Source organism: Mycobacterium sp. Aquia_216 (assembly GCF_026723865.1).
Lineage (GTDB): Bacteria > Actinomycetota > Actinomycetes > Mycobacteriales > Mycobacteriaceae > Mycobacterium.
Window position 1 is genome coordinate 4,773,916 of record NZ_CP113529.1, and the last position, 19,605, is coordinate 4,793,520.

Here is a 19,605-nt window from a genome sequence, read left to right on the forward strand (position 1 = left end):
CGAATCACACCTGGTATTCGGCGAGCAGCCGCTTGCTGATGATGTTCTTCTGGATTTCGCTGGTTCCCTCACCGATCAGCAGGAACGGCGCATCGCGCATCAGCCGCTCGATCTCGTATTCCTTGGAATAGCCGTAGCCACCGTGGATTCGGAAGCTCTGCTGGGTGACCTCCGAACAGAATTCGCTGGCAAGGTATTTCGCCATGCCGGCGGCGACGTCGTTTCGCTCCCCCGAATCCTTCAGGCGCGCCGCGTTGACCATCATCAGGTGTGCCGCTTCGACTTTGGTCGCCATCTCAGCCAGCTGGAAGGCGATGGCCTGATGTTCGGCGATCGGCTTGCCGAACGTCTCGCGTTGTTGCGCATAGCGCACCGCGAGCTCGAAGGCCCGAATCCCGACGCCGCACGCACGGGCCGACACATTGACCCTACCGACCTCGATGCCGTCCATCATCTGGAAGAACCCCTGCCCGGTGACGCCGCCGAGAACGTCGTCGGCGCTGGCCGCATAGCCATCGAAAATCATCTCGGTCGTGTCGATGCCCTTGTAGCCCAGCTTGTCGATCTTGCCGGGAATTCGCAGGCCGGGAACGACTTCGCCGAAACCTGTGGGCTTTTCGACAAGGAAGGCGGTGAGGTTGCGGTGCGGCTTGTCGGAACCCTCGTCGGTTCGCACCAGCACCGCCACCAGGGTGGAACTGCCGCCGTTGGTGAGCCACATCTTCTGGCCGTTGATCGTGTAGTTGCCGTCGGAATCGCGTCGGGCCCGGGTGCGGATCGCGGCCACATCAGAACCCAGCTCCGGCTCCGACATCGAAAAGGCACCGCGCGTTTCGCCGGCTGCCATCCGGGACAGGAACCGCTGCTTTTGCTCCTCGGTGCCGTGCTGGCGCAGCATGTACGCCACGATGAAGTGCGTATTGAGCACGCCGGACACGCTCATCCAGCCGCGCGCCAGCTCTTCGACGCACAGGGCGTAGGTCAGCAGCGACTCCCCCAGCCCGCCGTACTCCTCCGGAATCATCAGCCCGAACAGACCCATGTCCCGCATCTGATCGACGATCTCCTGCGGGTAGGTGTCTGCGCGTTCGAGTTCGGCCGCCTGCGGTATGACTTCCTTCTCCACGAATTGCCGCACGGTAGCGATGATCTCGGTTTGAATCTCAGTCAGCCCCAGGGTCTGGGCGAGTCTGGTCATCCGCGGTCCCTTCAGGCGATCGTCTTGGCGCTCGTCAGCCGCTCGATGTCGGCGGACGTCAATCCCAGGCGCTGGGTCAGGACGTCGGCGGTGTCCTGCCCCAACGCCGGCGCGGCCTGGCTAGCGAGATGGACCCCGTCGAACGCGCTCGGCAGGCCGGCGGCCAGGTATTCACCGACACCCGGTTGGTTCAACTTCGAAAACAACGGGTTGTCAGTCACTTTCGGATCGTCGACGACCTCCGCGAAGGTGCGGTATCGCTCGAACAGCACGGTGGTTTCCGACAGCGCGGCGGTGACCTGTCCGGCTGTGTGATCGGCGAACCAGGCGGCGAATAGGCCGGACAACACGTCACGGTACCGGTACCGGTCGCCTTCGACGTTGAAGTCCACGCCCAGCGCCTCGGCCAGCGCTGCCACCGCGGGCTCGGTGCCGGTCACGCCGACCATGTCGCGAAAGTGCCGGGGAGTCAACAGGACCACCATGAATGCCACTCCGTCGGAACTGGTGAAGTCCTGGCCGTACTGGCCGTAGATGGCGTTGCCGAGGCGCTCGCGCTGGGTTCCGGTCACCTGAGGCTCGGTCAACAATCCTAGGTTTCCCGCCGTGGCGAGCGCGACATCCTCGAGCGCCAGGGTGATCCGCGCGCCCTCACCCGACCGCTCTCGGCGGTGCACCGCCGAGACAACCGCCAGGGCCGCATATAGCCCGCAGCACACGTCCCAGGCGGGCAGCACGTGGTTGATCGGGCCCGCCTGGCCGGCCGGTCCGGTCACCAGCGGATATCCAATGGCCGCGTTGACGGTGTAGTCGACCCCGGTGGACCCGTCGCCGCGCCCGAGCAGCTGCACATGGATGACGTCGGAACGCTTGGCGGCCAACTCATCATGACTCAGCCAGGGCAACACCGCGTTGGTCACGACGATGCCGTCGCCTTCGGTGACCAGCCGCTGGACCAGTTCTCGCCCCTCGGGTGAGCGCACGTCAATGGTCGCCGAACGCTTCCCCTTGTTCAGCCCGGTCCAGTAGATCGACGTGCCGTCGGCGGCCAGCGGCCATCGCTTCACGTCCGAGGCGCCGCCGATCGGATCAATACGGATCACTTGTGCGCCAAGCTGATTCAGTGTCACACCGCACAGTGGTGCGGCGACGAAGCTGGATATCTCGATGACGGTAATCCCGCTGAGCGGCTGCATGTCAGGCAATCCGTTCGAAGATCGCGGCCAGGCCCTGGCCGCCACCGATGCACATGGTCTCCAACCCGTAGCGAGCCTGACGACGGTTGAGCTCACGCGCCAGGGTGGCCAGCATCCTGCCGCCGGTTGCACCGACCGGATGGCCGAGCGAGATTCCCGAGCCGTGCACGTTGATTCGGTCGAAGTCGGCGGCGCCGAAATTCCACTCCCTTGTCACCGCAAGGGCTTGGGCGGCAAAGGCTTCGTTGAGCTCGATCAGGTCGATGTCGCACAGTCGCAAACCCGCTTTGGCCAGCGCGGCCTCGGTAGCGGGCACCGGGCCGATACCCATGATCTTGGGCGCCACCCCGGCCAGCCCCCACGACACCAGGCGAACCAACGGCGTCAGACCGTACTCCGCCGCCTTCTCCGCTGTGGTCACCAGGCACATGGATGCCGCGTCGTTCTGCCCGCTGGAGTTGCCTGCCGTCACTGTCGCCTCTGGATCATCTTTCAGCAGAACTGGTTTGAGCTTGCTGAGCGAATCCACCGACGTGTCGGCGCGGGGGTGCTCGTCGGTGTCGATCAGTTCCTCGCCGTTGCGGTTCCGGATGATCACTGGAATTATTTCCGAGGCCAGGATCCCGTCCTTCTGCGCGGCCACGGCGCGCTGATGCGACCGTACCGCGAGCTCGTCCTGCTCCCGCCGGGAAATGCCGTACTGGCGGCGCAGGTTCTCGGCGGTCTCGAGCATTCCGCCGGGAACCGGGTATCCACGGCCGCCGGCAGTCGTGCGTCCGCGCGCCAGCCCGTCGTGCACCCGCACGCCGTGGCGGGCGCCGCCCCAACGCATGTCGGTGGAGTAGAAGGCGACATTGCTCATGCTCTCGCAGCCCCCGGCGACGACGAGGTCGTGGTCGCCGGTTCCCACCTGCAGACAGGCTTGGATGACTGCCTGTAGGCCCGATCCGCAGCGGCGGTCGACCTGCATGCCCGGCACTGTCACCGGCAAGCCGGCATCCAACGCCACCACGCGCCCGATCGCCGGCGCCTCACTGTTCGGATAACAGTGGCCGAGGATCACGTCGTGCACGGCGTCGGGCGCCAGCCCGGTTCGTTGCAGCAATCCTTTCAGCGCGGTGACCCCGAGATCGATGGCGCTGCGCTCCTTGAACATTCCGCCGTAACGGCCGATCGGCGTCCGGACGGGTTCACAGATCACGGCCTCACGCATCGTGTCGCCCATCTCAGAGGTGCCGGCCGCCGGTGATTTCCATGACGGTGCCGGTCATGTACGACGACAGATCGGACGCCAAAAACAGCGCCACACTGGCGACCTCGCTGGGCTCCCCGGCCCGGCCCATCGGCACCTCGGCAACCTTGGAATCCCAAATGCGTTGCGGCATCGCCTCTGTCATGGCGGATCGGATCAAACCGGGAGCGATCGCGTTCACCCGCACTCCCAGATAGGCCAGCTCCTTGGCGGCCGCCTTGGTCATACCGACGATGCCGGCCTTGGCCGCCGAGTAGTTGGTCTGGCCGACCATGCCGACCTTGCCCGACACCGAGGACATGTTGATGATCGCGCCGCGCTTGTTTTCCCGCATGATCGCCGCGGCCAGCCGGATGCCGTTCCAGGTCCCCTTCAGATGCACGGCAATGACCTGATCGAACTGCTCCTCGGTCATCTTGCGCATCGTCGCGTCGCGGGTGATCCCGGCGTTGTTGACCATGATGTCCAGGCCGCCGAAACGCTCGACCGCGGTCTGGATCAGGGTTTCGACCTCGGACGCCTTAGTGACATCGCATCGGACCGCGACCGCGACGTCGTCACCGCCCAGCTGCTTGGCCGCGACCTGGGTTTCCTCGAGGTTGACGTCGCCCAGCACAACTCGCGCCCCCTCGGCGACAAAACGCTCCGCGATGGCCAGACCCAGGCCTTGCGCTCCGCCTGTGATTACCGCCGTCTGACCTGTCAACAACGACACCTGGATCACACATCCCTCACTGTTATCGCTACCACTGGGCACGTCCGAGCAAATATCATATTTGATATAGGATCCAGCCCTGGACCGGGGTGTCCCGGCGCCGGAGAGGAGTGCGCAGCCAATGGCCATCGCTGAATCCGTGGCAGTATCTGACGAAGACTTTCGCGAGATCCTCGCTCAGACAAGGCAATTCGTTCGCAGCGCGGTTGTTCCACGCGAGCAGGAGATCCTCGACGAGGATCGCGTCCCCGACGACCTGCGCGACGAGGCCAAGAAGATGGGGCTGTTCGGCTATGCGATACCCCAGGAATGGGGTGGCCTCGGCCTCAACCTGATGCAAGACGTCGAGATGGCCATGGAGTTGGGTTACACGTCGCCGGCACTGCGTTCGATGTTCGGCACCAACAACGGCATCGCCGGGCAGGTCCTGGTCGGGTTCGGCACCGACGAACAGAAATCCCGCTGGCTGGAGTCAATCGCATCCGGCGACGTCGTCGCCTCCTTCGCGTTGACCGAACCCGGCGCCGGATCCAACCCAGCCGGCTTGCGGACCAAAGCCGGTCGAGCCAATAGCGATTGGGTGATTTCCGGCCAGAAACGCTTCATCACCAACGCACCCGTCGCCGATCTGTTCGTGGTGTTCGCGCGCACCCGGCCCGCCGACGACAAGGGCCCGGGGATCGCCGTCTTCCTGATTCCCGCGGACACCGCCGGCGTCGAGGTGGGCGCCAAGGACGCCAAGATGGGCCAGGAAGGCGCGTGGACGGCCGACGTGAACTTCACCGACGTCCGCGTCGGATCCGATGCGCTCGTCGGCGGCAGCGAAGACGTCGGCTATCGGGCCGCGATGACCTCGCTGGCACGCGGGCGAGTCCACATCGCCGCGCTGGCGGTGGGCATAGCGGCGCGCGCCCTTGACGAATCCGTCGGGTATGCCGCCACCGCGACCCAGGGTGGGACGCCGATTGGCGACTTCCAGTTGGTCCAGGCGATGCTGGCCGACCAGCAGACCGGCGTGATGGCCGGCCGCGCGCTGGTGCGCGATGCCGCACGGCTGTGGGTCTTAGGCGAGGACCGCAGAATTGCGCCGTCGGCCGCGAAGGTCTTCTGCACCGAAATGGCGGGCAATGTCGCCGATCTCGCGGTCCAGGTTCACGGCGGCAGCGGTTACATGCGTGGCGTTGCCGTCGAGCGCATCTACCGTGACGTGCGTCTGCTGCGGCTGTACGAGGGCACCAGCGAGATCCAGCGTCTGATCATCGGTTCGAACCTCGTGCGGGCGGCGCAGAAGTGACAGGGCCCTGCCTGTTACTGTCCGCGGCGAGGGCACTCGGGCGACCACAAGGGAGGAGCACTGATGGCACGCAGGCTTGAGGGGCGAGTGGCTTTCATCACCGGAGCGGCGCGCGGCCAGGGCCGCGCCCACGCGGTCCGGATGGCCCGGGAAGGCGCCGATATCATCGCCGTCGACATTGCCGGCAAGCTCCCGTCCTGCGTTCCCTACGACCCGGCGACGGAGGAAGATCTCGCCGAAACCGTTCGCCTGGTCGAACAAACAAGCCGCCGCATCGTCGCCTCGGTTGCCGACACCCGCGACCTGGAAGCACTCCGCGCGGCCGTCGACGACGGAGTCGCCGAACTGGGACGTCTTGACATCATCGTGGCCAACGCCGGCATTGCGGCTCCGCAGCCCTGGAACGAGATCACGCCCGAAAACTTCGGCGACGTGCTGGACATCAACGTGACAGGCACCTGGAACACCGTGATGGCCGGCGCGGACAAGATCATCGAAGGCGGTCGCGGCGGCTCGATCATTCTGATCAGCTCGGCGGCCGGCGCGAAACAGCAGCCGTTCATGGTGCACTACACCGCCAGCAAGCACGCGGTCACCGGGCTGGCCCGGGCCTTCGCCGCCGAACTGGGCAAGCACTCGATCCGGGTCAACAGTGTCCACCCCGGCCCGGTGAACACGCAGATGGGATCCGGTGACATGGTCGAGGCGGTCGCCAGAGCCATGGAAACCAACCCCCAGCTGGCGCACGTTCTCACGCCGTTTCTGCCCGATTGGGTCGCCGAGCCGGAAGAAATCGCCGACGCCGTGTGCTGGCTGGCCAGTGACGAGTCGCGTAAGGTCACCGCGGCCCAGATCCGGGTGGACCAGGGGTCCAGCCAATACTGACGCGTGCCCCGTTCCGTTGAAATTTGGCAATGCGCCAACGGCCGTTGTCGAAGGAATCCGCGGGCGGACGATGGCACCCGCGGCGCCATCCCGAGCGGCCAGTCGCGCCAACGCATTTCACGCAGACATGGGCTCACGCAGGGACATTTAGCCGACCGGATCCGCTGAGCATTGCGCTAGCGTGATGTGATCTACATCGCATCGTTATTGAACGTCGTGGCCGACACACCCACCCGGTTGAACAAAACACTAAGTAACACTCTTATTCTCTCAACATGGGACGGCCCCATCTGTCGATAGACGCTGTTAAGCCACTAGCGGCTGACATCAATGATTACGTCCTCGCCGACGGCACCATCGTCTTGCCTGACGGTTTGACCCTGACCTCGTTCTTCGACCAAAACCGGGCAGCATTCGGTGACCGTCCGTCATACCGCTTCGTCGATTACGCGAAAGAGCAGGACGGACGCGTCGTCGAACTGAGCTGGAATGAGCTGTGGACCCAGGTGCGAGCCATCGGCGCCCGTCTCCAGCAAGTCGCCAAGCCCGGAGACCGCGTCGCGATCCTGGCGCCACAGGGCCTTGAATATGTGGCGTCGTTCTTCGCCGCCGTCCACGCCGGCAACATCGCGGTTCCATTGTTTGCGCCGACCCTGGCCGGTCACACCGAGCGGTTGACGGCGGTGCTGGCCGACGCGCGGCCCGCCGTGGTGTTGACGACCACCGCGGCGGCCGAGTCCGTGCGGGCGTCGCTGCGTGCACATCCGGTGGCCGGACGGCCACGCCTGATCGCGGTCGACGCGATCCCGGCGTCGCTGGCCGCCATGTTCACCGAGCCGACCATCGGCACGGACGATACTGCGTATCTGCAGTACACCTCGGGGTCGACGCGCAGCCCGGCCGGTGTGGAGGTCACGCATCGCGCCGTGATCACCAATGTGCTGCAGATGATCCTGGGCGCCAACCTGCACCGAAACACCCACAGCGTCAGCTGGTTGCCGCTCTACCACGACATGGGATTGATCATGATCATGTTCCCGGCGTTGTGCGGCGGCGAATACCTCACACTGCTGGATCCCATGGCATTCGTCCGCCGACCCTTCCGGTGGATCAAAGGATTGAGCGCGGAAGCCGCCAACGGCCCGACATTTGCGGCCGCACCCAACTTCGCGTACGAGTTGACCGCCGAGCGGGGGCTTCCGCCCGACGGCGTCAACATTGACTTACGCAACGTGGTCGGGCTGCTCAACGGCTCGGAGCCGGTGACCATGTCGGCAATCGAGAAATTCACGGAGGCGTTCGCCCCCTACGGCCTTCCCGCGACGGCGGTCAAACCGGCCTACGGGATGGCGGAGGCGACACTGGGCGTGTCCATGACCGCGCTGGACGCGGCGGCCCACGCCGTCTTCCTCGACCGTGTTCAACTTGCCGACGGGCACGCGGTGATCGTCGACCCGGACGCCGACGGCGCGGTCGCCTACGTGTCCTGCGGCCGCCCGTTCCGTGACCTCTGGGCGGTGATCGCCAGCCCGGACGGTGCCGAGGTGCCGGACGGCACGGTCGGGGAAATCTGGCTGCACGGCAACAACATTGCCCGGGGCTACTTCGGACGCGACGAAGAATCACAACGCACGTTCGGCAACAAGCTGCAGTCCCGGCTGGAGCGGGGCAGCCATGCCGAGGGCGCCCCGGACAACTGCTACTGGTTGGCCACCGGCGATCTCGGCGTGCACATCGACGGTGAGCTCTACTTGACCGGACGCATCAAAGACCTCGTCATCATCGACGGTCGCAACCACTACCCGCACGACATCGAAACCACGGTCAGTCATTCCTCACCGGCCATCCGCACCGGCTACGTGGCCGCGTTCGCGGTTCCGGCCGACTCCCAGGACGGCGGTTCCGCGGAGCAGCTTGTCGTCGTCGCCGAACGCGCCGCGGGTGTCGGGCGCGCGGATCCCGACGCGATCGCCGCGGCCGTGCGCGCAGCGGTATCCCGCGAGCATCAGGTCCGGGTCGCCGACATCCGGCTCGTCGCCGCCGGCATGATTCCCCGCACCACTAGCGGCAAACTCGCCCGTAACGCGTGCCGGGCCGCCTACCTCGAAGGCCGGTTCAGCCGATAACCGGGCTCAACTGAGCAGTTCCAGGGTCCCCAGCTCACGCACGGCCCGACAGCCGCGACCGAGCATGGCAAGCACCATGTCGTCGCCGCGTTCGGTGGCGGTGGCGAAGGCGAATCCCAGAGCGGAGATCAGCAGCGCCTGCGGCATCCCGAGACGGTAATCGCGCCAACATGTTTCGCGGTCGTAGCCGGTAACGCCATAACCCAGCAACGCTTGATGATATTCGCCGACAAGGTCCTCCTCGAGTGCCGACCGCAGCTCCGAATTCAGGCTCGTTGCGGTGAAATACGCGAGATCCCGGGCCGGCAGACCCACGCCGAGCGTCTGCCAGTCGACCACGCTCACCCAGCCGTGCGCCGGGTCGAACAACAGGTTGTCGAGTCGATAGTCACCATGCAGCAGCGCGAACCGATCCCGCTCGGCGAACAGCCACGGCGTCACCAAATCCATTGTCGCGGTGAATGTCTCGCGGTCTTCGGCGCTCATTCGGTCGCCCAGCTTTTCCATGGTGATGTCAGCGCTCATCTTGGCCACCTCACCGAGGCCCTTGGCGCCGGCCTCGTCCGGGCGGGGAAACGCCAGACCGGGCAGATCCAGCCAGAAGGGGTCGCACCAGCTGGGCCCATGCAGACCGGCCAACGCCGCCACCGAGAGCCGCGCCTCCTGCTCGCCGCACCCCGCGATCTGGTCGCCTTGCACCGCGGGCGCTTGATCGGCGAGCAGAAGCGCGTATTCCATGGCGTCGTCGGTGATCTCGCAGTAGAAGCAACTCGGCGTCGGCACCCGTACCCGGTCGGCCACCGCGGTGTAGAACGCGCATTCGCTGCGGTAGCCGATCACCACGCGGTCGCGCACGGTGTCGTCCGCAGCGGGCAGCTTGATCACGAAAGTCTTTGGCAGATCGCCCGGGTCCGAGGCATATTGGGCCGTCACGCGGTAGGTCGCCCCGGTCTGGCCCGTGCCGATGGCCACCACGTCGACGTTCGACACCTCGACCGGCGGGTGGCGTTCGCTGAGCGCTGTGGATAACCATGCTGGTGTCACGTCGCCGGGGTACCGCGGAATCGACACCACAGCACTCATAGCAACCACGCCTCCAGGACTCGACCAGCGGACTGACTGATCAACTGTAAGGCATACGGCAGGAGTCGACCGCCGTGGCCTATTCGGCGGCGATGTGCCAATCGGCAGCCTCATGCTGCTGTCGCCAGAATTCACTGAATCGGCCACCCGCAGCGAGTAATTCGTCGATCGACCCGTCCTCGATCACTCGCCCGTTGTCGACGAAGAGAACGCGATCGGCGTGGCGGATGCTCGCCAACCGATGCGCCACGATCACGCGGGTGCGCGCTTGCGGGTCAGCGGTGAGCGCGTCGACCACCGCAACCTCGTTCTCGGTGTCCAGGGCGCTGGTCGCCTCGTCGACCAGTAGCACGGGAGCTTCCTTCAGCAGCGCCCGCGCGATGCTGACCCGTTGCCGCTCGCCGCCGGACAACGCCGAGCCGGCCTCGCCGACGACGGTGTCGGCGCCGTCCGGCAACCGGCCGATCAGCTCGTCGACTCGCGCCAGCGCGACGGCCCGGCCGAATTGGTCGTCGCCGGCGGTGGGGTTTCCGGCGAATACGTTGTCGCGGATCGTCCCATGGAACAGGTACGGGTGCTGGAAGACGACGCTGCTGACCGCGCGGCGCGCCTCCGCGTTCAGCGTCGCGGCGTCGGCGCCATCGATGACCACGCGACCGCGGGTCGGTTGGTGCAATCCGGCGATCAGCGCCAGGATTGTGCTCTTGCCGGAGCCCGACGGCCCGACGATCGCCGTCGTGGTCCCCGGCTGCAACGCGAAGCTGACCCCGTCGAGCACCGGCGTGCTCGCGCCGTCGTAGCCGAAGGCGACGTCATCGAATTCGATGTGTGCGGCGCCCGCGGTATCGGGCACACCACCGGTCCCGGCCGCCACGGCCGGCGCGATGAGCACGCCACGGATGCGATCGAGTGTGGCGCGGGTGCTCTCCAGCGCCGGCGCCAGCTCGCTGACGGTGGTGAACGGTTCGAGGTAGCGGGCGATCACGACGATCAGGGCGACCGCCTCGGCAACCGTGAGCGTGCCATGCATGGTCAGCACCGTGGTGGCGCCGGCCAGGGCGATCAGCGCCAGCTGACTGGCAACGCTGAACAACAGCTGGCCCGGGATCTGCATGCCGAGCAGCCGCATCGTCGCGCTGTGCTGCGCCGCCAGGGCGGAGCCCACCAGGCTGCGAGCCGGCTCGACCCGCCGCGCGGCCCGCAGCGCCTGTTGCGTCCGGGCGAACTCGATGATCCGTTCGGTCAACGCGGTATTGGCGTCGCCTGCCGCCGCGTCGGCGCGACGCGTCAGGCGCAGCGAGGCCCACAGCGCCCCGAGTAACAAGGGCACCCCGGCCAGCGCCGCCACTCCGAGCTGCCAGGAGATGGGCACCAGGGCCACGGCGATGACCGCGGGCAGCAGAATTGCCGTGGTCAACGGCGTCAGCAGGTTGACTACCAGGCCGACGAGTTCTGGCCCGGTTGCCGCGATCGCCTGGCGGGCCATCGCGGTGTTGTCGGCGGTGAACCAATCCAGCCGAACGCCCGGAAGCCGGTCCGCCACGTCATGCTGCGAGTGGTCGAGCACCGCGAAACCCAGATCGAAGCCGATCCGCGCGGTCATGGCATCGACGATCCATCCGGTCACGGTCGCCGCGGTTAGCCAGCCCAGCCACGCCAACGCGCGCTGTGGCGCGTCACTGAACAACGCCCCCACCAGAGGGACGAGCAATACCGCGCCGACCGCGCGCACGACGACCGCAACGAACGCGAGCGCGGCGTAGGCGCGCACCTTCGCACGGCGATCCGCCGGAACAAGGCTTATCCAGGTGCGAATCACCGCGCGCCCTCCTGCGCCGCCCCGGTGACGGCCACCGGATTGCCCTGGCCCGTATCCCACAACCGGCGATACCGTCCGTCGGCGGCGAGCAACTCCTCGTGCGTGCCACGTTCTGCTACCCGACCGTGATCGAGCACGACGATCTGGTCGGCCCGGGTGACGGTGTGCAGCCGGTGCGCGATCACCAAGACGGTCCGATCCTGGGTTAGCCGGTTAAGTGCTTGCTGCACAAGGTATTCCGACTCTGGATCGGCGAACGCAGTCGCCTCGTCGAGGATCAGGACTCCGGTGTCGGCAAGGATCGCGCGCGCGATGGTGAGGCGTTGACGCTCACCACCCGATAGCGCGGCGTTCGCGCCCAGCATGGTGTCGTAACCGTTCGGCAGCCGCAGCACCCGGTCATGGATTTGCGCCTCGCGGGCCGCGGCCTGGATTCGTTCGGGGGTGGCATCCGGGACGGCCAACGCGATGTTCTCCGCAACCGTGCCGTGCACCAGCTGGGTTTCCTGCAGCACGAAGCCGACCTGAGTATAGAGCTCATCGGCCGTTAACGACCGGATATCTTGTCCCCCAACACGTATCGCACCGTGCTCGACGTCGTGGAAGCGAGCCAGCAGCGCCGCGAGTGTCGACTTTCCGGATCCGGACGGCCCGACCAGCGCGGTAACCGTACCCGGCCGCAGTTCCAGAGATACGTCCTCGATCACCGGCACCCCGGGGCGGTAACTGAAGCCAACCCGGTCGAACACCACCGTGGCCGCCGCGTCGCCGGCAACGGCGCCCGGCTGCTCTTGCACCGCGAGATCCTGTTCGTCGAGCGCGATTTGGAGACGCCGAGCGGCGATCATTCCGGTGCGGATGCCGCCGAGTCCGTAGGCGATGCCTAGCAGTCGGACACCGAACGTGGTGCCCAGCAGCAAGAACGGCAGCAGGTTGACCGGATCCATCCGGTGCGTGACGACCAGCAAGGTGCCGATCACCGAGATCAGCCACAGGAAGGTGGACGGGCGGGTGGCCAGATCCATCGCGGTCTTCTTGCCGGCCAGCGGGCGCTGCCAGCCGACCAGGAATCCGACGTACTCGTCCAACCGGCGCCGGAAACTCGAGGCCGCCGCGCCGCCGAAGACGCGGATCACGGGCTGGCCCTCCAGGTAGGCGCCGGCCTCGGTGTTCATCCGTTCGGCCCAGCGCTGCGCCTGCACAATCTTCGGGCCGGATTGAATCGTCAACGACGACGTCATCACCAGATAGACCAGCACCGGCCCGAACAGGACCAGTGCCACCCGCCAGTCGACGGCAAACAGATAGACCAGCACCGCAACCGGTGCGACGACCGCGTTGACCGCGTCCGGAATCGCATGGGTGACCAGGTAGTGCAGTGACAGCGTGTCGTCGGTCACCAGTTGCTTGATCGAGCCGGACCCGCGCTCGGTGAACCAGCCCAGCGGCAGCCGGGACATCTTGGTCAACAACCGCGAGCGCAGATCGCTGGCGAATCGCGCGTCGATGACATGCAGCCAGAGCGTGAGAGCGGCACCGAGCACGGTGCCCAAACCCAGCAGCGAAACGGCGGCGATTCCGACGTCCCACAATCGCGACGCGTCGGCGCCCGACAGCAGGAGCCGGGCCAACTCGACCAGCAGCACGAACGGCGCGAGCTGCACGAGCGTGATCAAGGCTTGCAGCACGCCGGAGACGATCAGCGCCGAGCGCAGCGGCCCGAGCAACCGGCCGGCGGCCTGCGCGCGCCAACTACCGCGGTTCGCCGGGGCAGACCCGTCGGCGGCGGCGACGGGCGGTGTCTCAGGCCGGGCCGCAACGCTTTCCAGCACTCCATCATCGGTGGGTGCCGGGGCGGCGTCCGTCTCCCCACCGCGGGTGGTGCCCATCTCGCGCCCGGCGCTCCAATACGCCTGCGCATGCACCTCGGACTTGGGGAAGCCGAACGCTTCCTTCAGCCGCTTGCGCACATTTTTCAGCGTGGTGGCCTCGGGTGTCGCCCAGGCATACCAATTCGACCAATCCCGGGTCTCGATGGCGTCGGCCAACGCTTTCTCGTCACGGCGGGCGACCCAGTGCACCCGCAGCCGGGGATGCTGCGCGATCGGGATCGCCGTGTCGTTGGCGTCGTGCTGCTCGAGGTACATCTCGATAGGCACGTCGTCGGGAACCGTCCCGATGATTCCGTTCATCCCCGGGATCGACGCCGAGTCACCGATCAGCAGGTAGCCGGCCGGCTGCTCGTCGGGTGTGTCGAACCGCGACGAGCCCATCAGCGACATGACCGCGATGGTGGCGCCTGGCTCGACGGTGCGCGCCCACTTCGACGCCGGACCGGCGGGATCGTGCAGCACGACATCGACCGCGAAACGGCCGGCGGGGACGTCGGCCTCGGAGATCGTGTAGGCCCGCTGGAATTCGGTACTCGACCCGTCCGGGTCCGGAAACCAGAACCGCAGCCACGCGGCGGGCTCGGCCTCCGCGTCTTCGAAAAGGGTGGCCGACTCCATCCGGATCCGCACGAAATGTGGTGCGATCTGCACGGTTTCGAGCACTGTCGCGGTGTGATCGCGCGCGCCGAAACCCCGCAGTATCGCGCCCTGGAACCCGCGTGCCATCGGCGGTCCTCTCCCGCGGCGAGCTCCGCCACGCCAAATTACCCGAAAACTAAGGGTTGCCTTACCATAGTACCCTCGGCGGCCCGGTCGAGGCGCGGTGGTCGGGTGCACGGATACGCGGCTGAAACGCCGGAGTGCGCAAGGGGGGACTCGAACCCCCACGTCCGAAGACACTGGAACCTAAATCCAGCGCGTCTACCAATTCCGCCACTCGCGCCTGGGCCTAGCGATCTTACCGCCCCGCGGCCGAGCAAATGCCACACTCAGCGGCCAAAGGCGGGTGCATTGCGTGGGCAGGCTAGTAGGACAGCGCTATTCAGGTGTGCTCAGGGATTCGAGTGTGCGTCGCGGCGGCTTGGAATCGGCGTGTCACCACCCTCGGCGCACACTGAACGCCAAACACGCACACGCGACGCGGCTGGTAGGCGCGATCTAGCACGTGCCCTGGGTAACGCACACTCGACCGCGAATTTGGCATGCCTAACCTAACCCAGAAATCATGCTCGGGTAAGCTCAGCAAACGATGAACGGAGCCGCCCCACGCACCCAGACCGACGACCCGTCGACGCAGGTACTGAAGCGAGAGCGCAAGGACCTACCCGAAGGGGTACGGCGCATCGGCCGGCTTCCGGTCCCCGTGCTGGAGCCCCCATATTCGCTGCGTGCCGCGGTAAGCGACGACGCGGAGATGGTGTCGGAGTGGATGAACCGCCCGCATCTCGCCGAGGCGTGGGAGTACGCCTGGCCGGCGTGCCGCTGGCGTCAGCACATCGACGCGCAGCTCGAGGGGACCTATTCGCTGCCGTTGATCGGAACTCTGCGCGGCGAAGAGTGCGCATACCTCGAGATCTATTGGGCAGCAAAGGATATGATCTCGCATCACTACGACGCCCAGCCCTATGACGTGGGTTTACACGCGGCCATCGCGGATCTGGCCCTGGTCAACCGCGGCTTCGGCCCGCGACTTCTGCCGCGCATCATGACCAGCGTGTTCGCGCAGGAACCGCGCTGCGGCCGGATCATGTTCGACCCCGATCACCGCAACACCACCGTCCGCCGCCTGTGCGAGTACGTCGGTTGCCGTTCACTCGGTGAACACGACGCGCCAAATCGGCGCATGGTGCTCTACGCGTTGGAGCGTCCTACCCAGTCCTCGTAGCCGGCGTGGTCGGCTTTCATGCCGGCCGCCACCAATTCCCAGAGGACTTCGTCGGTGCCGCCGCCGACCCGGGCCAGCTTCATGTCTCGCCATACCCTGCCAAGGGGTGTTTCGTCGACGAGATAACCCGACCCACCGAAGATGTGCATACACTCGCCGATGACTTCTTCGCCGAGGCGAGCCGCGGTGACCTTGATGCCCGCGGCAGCACGCAGATCCAGCCGCCCCTGGGCAGCGATGCCATGCAGCGCGTAACGCAGCTGATCGACTCGTGCCTGCAGGTCCGCCATCCGCAGCCGCAACGCCTGGTGCTCGAACAGCGTGTTGCCGAACTGACGCCGAGTCATCATGCGGGCCAAGGTAATTCCGATCACCCGCTGACATGAGGCCGCGATCTGACCGGCAATCGACATCCGCTCGTGCGCCAATCCCCAACTGATCGCTGCCAGCCCGGTGCCGGCCCGAGCTACCATTGCGTCGGCCGGAACCCAGGTATCGATGTGGACAGCCGCGGTGTCCAGCGGCCCCGCACCCACCTTGTCGTAGGGCTGCTGCACGTTGACATGGGTGGTCGGCACCGCCACCACCACGACGTTGCCGTGCCGGCTGGACGCGTCGTGGTCGACGCTGCGCGCTACGACCATGATGTGGTCGGCGATCGGAGAAAGTGATACGAACTTCTTGATGCCGCGGACTTCGAAACCGCCGTCACGCGACCGAACCTCGGTCTCGACGATCTGTAGATCCGATCCGCCGGATTCTTCCGAGGCACCGATGCAGAGCACCGCCTCGCCGCGAATCGCCTTCTCGCAGATGTCTTTCAGGTAGTCCGACTTACCGAACCGGCGCAGCACCGCGATGGCCGAATCGTGCAGGCTGACACCCACTCCGATACCGGCGGAGGCCAGGTGTCCCAACGCGAGAGCGAGCTCCACGAGCTTGTTGACATCGGGCTGGGCTTGGTCAGTCCACTTGGCGGTGAAGACACCGCTTGCCCCCAGATGCTCGATCAGCTTGCGCGGAAAGCGTTGCTGCGCCTCGGCTTCGGCCGTCCACTCGGTGACGCGGTCGTCGAATGCCTTGGCCAGCAGCGCACGATAATCCGGATCGAACACGGTTTGGCTTGTCGTAGTCATGTCAGTCCACCAGCTCGAGTGTTCGCCGCACTTCCAGCCGGCGCAATTTGCCCGAGGAGGTGCGCGGCAGCGACCCCGGCGACATCAAGACCACGTCGGCCGGCACGATTCCACACACCGACGCAATGCGCTGAATCACTTCGGTGCGGGCCTGCGTCTGGTTGTCGCCACGGAACTCGGCCGCGACGACCAGGCCGGGCCGCGCGGTCCGCTCGCCGGTGCCCAGGGCAACCACGCAGCCTTCGCGCACACCGCTGACTTGGGCCGCGATCAGCTCGATCTCCGTCGGGAAGATGTTGCGTCCGGCAATCGAAATGACTTCCTTGGCTCGACCGCACACGACGAGGCCGCCGTCGTCGAAAAAGCCCAAATCGCCTGTCGGGAACCAGTCCTCGCGATCGATGGGCGGATGTCCCAGGTAACCGTCCATCATCGACGTACCGCGAATCTCGATCTCGCCGATCTCGCGGTCGGTCGTCTCGGAGTAGCGATCGCTGCTGAGCACCCGGATCTGCATGCCGGGAATCGGATCGCCCAGGACGGCGTATCTGTGTGAACCGCTGGCGTCGGAGACGGTGGCGAATCGCAACCCCGTGCCGGCCTTCGGTATGGCTACCGCGCAGGTGGACTCGGCGAGCCCGTACGACGGCGCAGGCGCTCCTGCATCAAAGCCGAACGGCGCCATGGCATCTGCGAACCGCTGGAACCCTTCGCAGTCCACCGGCTCGCCGCCGTTGAGCGCCACCCGCAGTGCACCCAGATCGACATCGGATACCAGCGACGCGTACTTACCGAGGATGTTGTAGGCCAAATTGGGCGCGGCGGTCAATGTCGCACGGCTTTCCGACAGCCACTTCAGCCAATTGAACGGCGACGCGGAGAACGCCGCCGGCGAGGCCAGCCACAGGGGGAACCCCGACAGCACCGCGGAGAGCACGCAGGCGAGTCCCATGTCGTGAAAGAGCGGCAGCCAGGAACAAATAGTGTCGTTCGACGGGTCGAAGCCAAACCGTTGATCGAGCCCGCGAATGTTGCTCAGCACCGCATCCGGCGAAATCATCGCGGTTTTGGGCGATCCGGTCGATCCCGCTGTCCCTTGCAGAATCGCGGGGCCCGTGGTTTCGGCGTGGGATAGCGATGCCGAGCGGTTGGTGCGCGCCGCGGTCGCAAGGTTGCCGACGGCGATATTCGCGGGCGCTACCGCTTGCAGACTTTCGAGGTGCGAGCCGTGGCTCAGGACGGCGCCCACCCCGATGCCGGCAAACCGCGCCAGCGTCGATTCCGCCCAGTGTCGCAGGTCGGCGCCACGCACCGGCCCCGGCAGTATCGAGATGGCCGCGCCCGTGAGCCACGTGCCCTGGATCGCGGCGATGAACTCGACGGTCGGTTCGCCGACCAGACCCACCGCGGCGGGTCGGTCATGGTCGAGCAGCCAGGCCGCAATTCCTTCGGCCAACCCGTGCACTTCCGGCCACGTGCGCCGTTGCCACTGCGAGGTCTCCTTGTCGAAGACGGCCATTTCGGAGTTCGCGGTCCGCATCGACCGCGTGATCGCTGCCGCGAGCTCGCTCATTGCCGCGTTTTCGCCGCGATCGCCGCATCCAGATCGCCGACGGTGTCGCAGGTCAAGAGCTCTTCCTCGGACAGCGCGACGCCGAGCCGCTCCTCGATGGCGACCATGCCGACAGCAAAGGCCACCGAGTCCAGTCCGACATCGTCGATCAACCTGGCTTCGGGCGTGACCCGGGTCATGTCGACGTTGAGGTCGTCGCGCAGAATGCTTTGCAGCGCAGTGGTCACCGCGGAAGATGAGGAGGCCATGGCGAGCGACCTTACACGTTAGACTAAGGCTAGGCTAGCCTTGGTCTCGCGATGAGAGTTATGCCACTCACGCCGCGCTCGGAGCGGCCCGCAATTCGCGCAGCGCCGTGCGCAGCCCCCGGCGTTTGCCTGTCCCAGGATCGACGAAACTCTCCCGCAGTCCCTCGCGGACGCGAAACTTCAACTCGGAGTTAGTCTCCGGGGCATCGTCCGGCGTCCCTTTGAGTAGCTTGTCCGGCAGCGCGAGCTTGAGGATCGTCCAGAACGATTGCATGTATTGCCGGCCAAGGGATCCCGTGGTGTAGGGCAGGTCGTACTTCTCGCACAACTCGCGCACCCGGACGCTGATCTCGGCGTAGCGATTGCTGGGCAGGTCCGGAAACAGGTGGTGCTCAATCTGGTAGCACAGGTTTCCGCTCATGAATGCCAGCAACGGCCCGGCGTTGAAGTTTGCCGATCCCAGCATCTGGCGCAGATACCACTCCCCCTGCGACTCGTTGTCGAATTCCTCTTTGGTGAACTTCTCGGCACCGTCGGGAAAGTGGCCGCAGAAGATCACCGCGTAGGACCAGTAGTTGCGGATCAGGTTGGCGACCACGTTGGCCCGCAGGGTGTGCTTCCAGTTGCGTCCGGCCAACGCCGGAAAAACGACATAGTCCTTGCCGACTTGCTTGCCGACCTTCTTCGCGATGATCCGCAGGTCTTTGCGCACTTCAGCCCACGTCTTATCATGTCTACGGACCGCCGAGAGCTCCAATCCGTGTGCCGCAACGCCCCATTCGAAAAGAGTGCCGAGCAGTAGGTTGTAGATCGGGTTGCCGATCATCCACCGCGACCAGGGCTCGTCACGGGTGACCCGCATGATGCCGTAACCCACGTCGTCATCCATGCCGACGATGTTGGTGTACTTGTGGTGGATGAAGTTGTGCGACTTCTTCCAATGCACACTCGGCGAAGTGGTATCCCATTCCCATTCGGTGGAGTGGATCTCCGGGTCGTTCATCCAGTCCCATTGACCGTGGGTGATGTTGTGACCGAGTTCCATGTTCTCGATGATCTTGCCGGTGCCCAGCATCGCGGTCCCAGCGCCCCACGCGAACTTATTGTGGCTGGCCATCAACACGATCCGAGCGCCGACCACCAGGGCGCGCTGCAACTGAACCGAGCGGCGAATGTAGCGCGCGTCGCGCTCGCCGCGAGACTCCTCGATGTCGGTGCGGATCGCGTCGAGTTCGCGCCCCAGCGCTTCGACGTCCTCGTCGCTGAGATGTGCGTATTGCTTTACGTCGGTAATTGCCATCGG

At 65.9% G+C, this 19,605-nt stretch carries 15 protein-coding genes and 1 tRNA gene; 4 read left to right on the forward strand and 12 right to left on the reverse strand.

The features are described from left to right. Window positions 1–4 precede the first annotated feature (4 nt). The 4 genes from OK015_RS22250 to fabG are packed head-to-tail and all read right to left on the reverse strand — an operon-like array spanning window position 5 to window position 4,370. A complete protein-coding gene (locus tag OK015_RS22250; RefSeq protein ID WP_268126166.1) occupies window positions 5–1,198 on the reverse strand; it encodes an acyl-CoA dehydrogenase family protein in 1,194 nt (397 codons plus the stop codon). 11 nt (window positions 1,199–1,209) lie between these two features. Further along, window positions 1,210–2,394, reverse strand: a complete 1,185-nt coding sequence (locus OK015_RS22255; RefSeq protein WP_442791147.1) for a CoA transferase — start codon at window positions 2,392–2,394, stop codon at window positions 1,210–1,212. A 1-nt stretch (window position 2,395) separates the two neighbouring features. Next, on the reverse strand, window positions 2,396–3,619 hold the full coding sequence (locus tag OK015_RS22260) for an acetyl-CoA C-acetyltransferase (protein WP_442791148.1): 1,224 nt from the start codon (window positions 3,617–3,619) through the stop codon (window positions 2,396–2,398). Between the two features lies 1 nt (window position 3,620). After that, a complete protein-coding gene (fabG, locus tag OK015_RS22265) occupies window positions 3,621–4,370 on the reverse strand; it encodes a 3-oxoacyl-ACP reductase FabG (protein WP_268132989.1) in 750 nt (249 codons plus the stop codon). A gap of 112 nt (window positions 4,371–4,482) precedes the next feature. Here fabG and OK015_RS22270 point away from each other — a divergent pair, with 112 nt between their 5' ends. From OK015_RS22270 to OK015_RS22280, 3 genes are all read left to right on the forward strand, one after another. Further along, window positions 4,483–5,655 carry an acyl-CoA dehydrogenase family protein gene (locus OK015_RS22270; RefSeq protein ID WP_268126170.1) on the forward strand — a complete coding sequence of 391 codons (1,173 nt, stop codon included), beginning with the start codon at window positions 4,483–4,485 and terminating at the stop codon, window positions 5,653–5,655. A gap of 63 nt (window positions 5,656–5,718) precedes the next feature. Continuing rightward, window positions 5,719–6,540: a mycofactocin-coupled SDR family oxidoreductase gene (locus OK015_RS22275; protein WP_268126171.1), complete on the forward strand. Its 822-nt coding sequence runs from the start codon at window positions 5,719–5,721 to the stop codon at window positions 6,538–6,540. Between the two features lie 275 nt (window positions 6,541–6,815). Next, window positions 6,816–8,666, forward strand: coding sequence for a fatty acyl-AMP ligase (locus tag OK015_RS22280; RefSeq protein WP_268126172.1), 1,851 nt, complete (start codon window positions 6,816–6,818; stop codon window positions 8,664–8,666). Window positions 8,667–8,672: 6 nt separating this feature from the next. Here OK015_RS22280 and OK015_RS22285 read toward each other — a convergent pair whose 3' ends face one another. The 4 genes from OK015_RS22285 to OK015_RS22300 all read right to left on the reverse strand — a co-directional run bounded on the left by OK015_RS22285 (window position 8,673) and on the right by OK015_RS22300 (window position 14,403). Then, window positions 8,673–9,749, reverse strand: a complete 1,077-nt coding sequence (locus OK015_RS22285) for a phosphotransferase family protein (protein WP_268126173.1) — start codon at window positions 9,747–9,749, stop codon at window positions 8,673–8,675. Between the two features lie 79 nt (window positions 9,750–9,828). Further along, window positions 9,829–11,568, reverse strand: coding sequence for an ABC transporter ATP-binding protein (locus tag OK015_RS22290; RefSeq protein ID WP_268126174.1), 1,740 nt, complete (start codon window positions 11,566–11,568; stop codon window positions 9,829–9,831). After that, a complete protein-coding gene (locus tag OK015_RS22295) occupies window positions 11,565–14,186 on the reverse strand; it encodes an ABC transporter ATP-binding protein/permease (protein ID WP_268126175.1) in 2,622 nt (873 codons plus the stop codon). Before OK015_RS22295 ends, OK015_RS22290 begins: the two co-directional genes overlap by 4 nt. A gap of 135 nt (window positions 14,187–14,321) precedes the next feature. Further along, window positions 14,322–14,403 (reverse strand) — tRNA-Leu (locus OK015_RS22300). Between the two features lie 306 nt (window positions 14,404–14,709). On the opposite strand from OK015_RS22300, the gene OK015_RS22305 reads away from it, so the two are divergent. Then, on the forward strand, window positions 14,710–15,345 hold the full coding sequence (locus OK015_RS22305; protein ID WP_268126176.1) for a GNAT family N-acetyltransferase: 636 nt from the start codon (window positions 14,710–14,712) through the stop codon (window positions 15,343–15,345). Here the strand turns inward: OK015_RS22305 and mbtN are convergent. From mbtN to OK015_RS22325, 4 genes are all read right to left on the reverse strand, one after another. After that, window positions 15,312–16,481 (reverse strand): mycobactin biosynthesis acyl-ACP dehydrogenase MbtN, encoded by a 1,170-nt coding sequence (mbtN, locus tag OK015_RS22310; RefSeq protein ID WP_268126177.1) that lies wholly within the window; start codon window positions 16,479–16,481, stop codon window positions 15,312–15,314. The two genes, OK015_RS22305 and mbtN, sit on opposite strands and share 34 nt — an antisense overlap. Before the next feature lies 1 nt (window position 16,482). After that, a complete protein-coding gene (mbtM, locus tag OK015_RS22315) occupies window positions 16,483–18,054 on the reverse strand; it encodes a long-chain-fatty acid--ACP ligase MbtM (RefSeq protein ID WP_268126179.1) in 1,572 nt (523 codons plus the stop codon). After that, window positions 18,051–18,302, reverse strand: coding sequence for an acyl carrier protein (locus OK015_RS22320; protein ID WP_268126181.1), 252 nt, complete (start codon window positions 18,300–18,302; stop codon window positions 18,051–18,053). Before OK015_RS22320 ends, mbtM begins: the two co-directional genes overlap by 4 nt. Window positions 18,303–18,369: 67 nt before the next feature. Beyond that, a complete protein-coding gene (locus OK015_RS22325) occupies window positions 18,370–19,602 on the reverse strand; it encodes a fatty acid desaturase family protein (protein WP_268126182.1) in 1,233 nt (410 codons plus the stop codon). Between the last annotated feature and the right edge of the window lie 3 nt (window positions 19,603–19,605).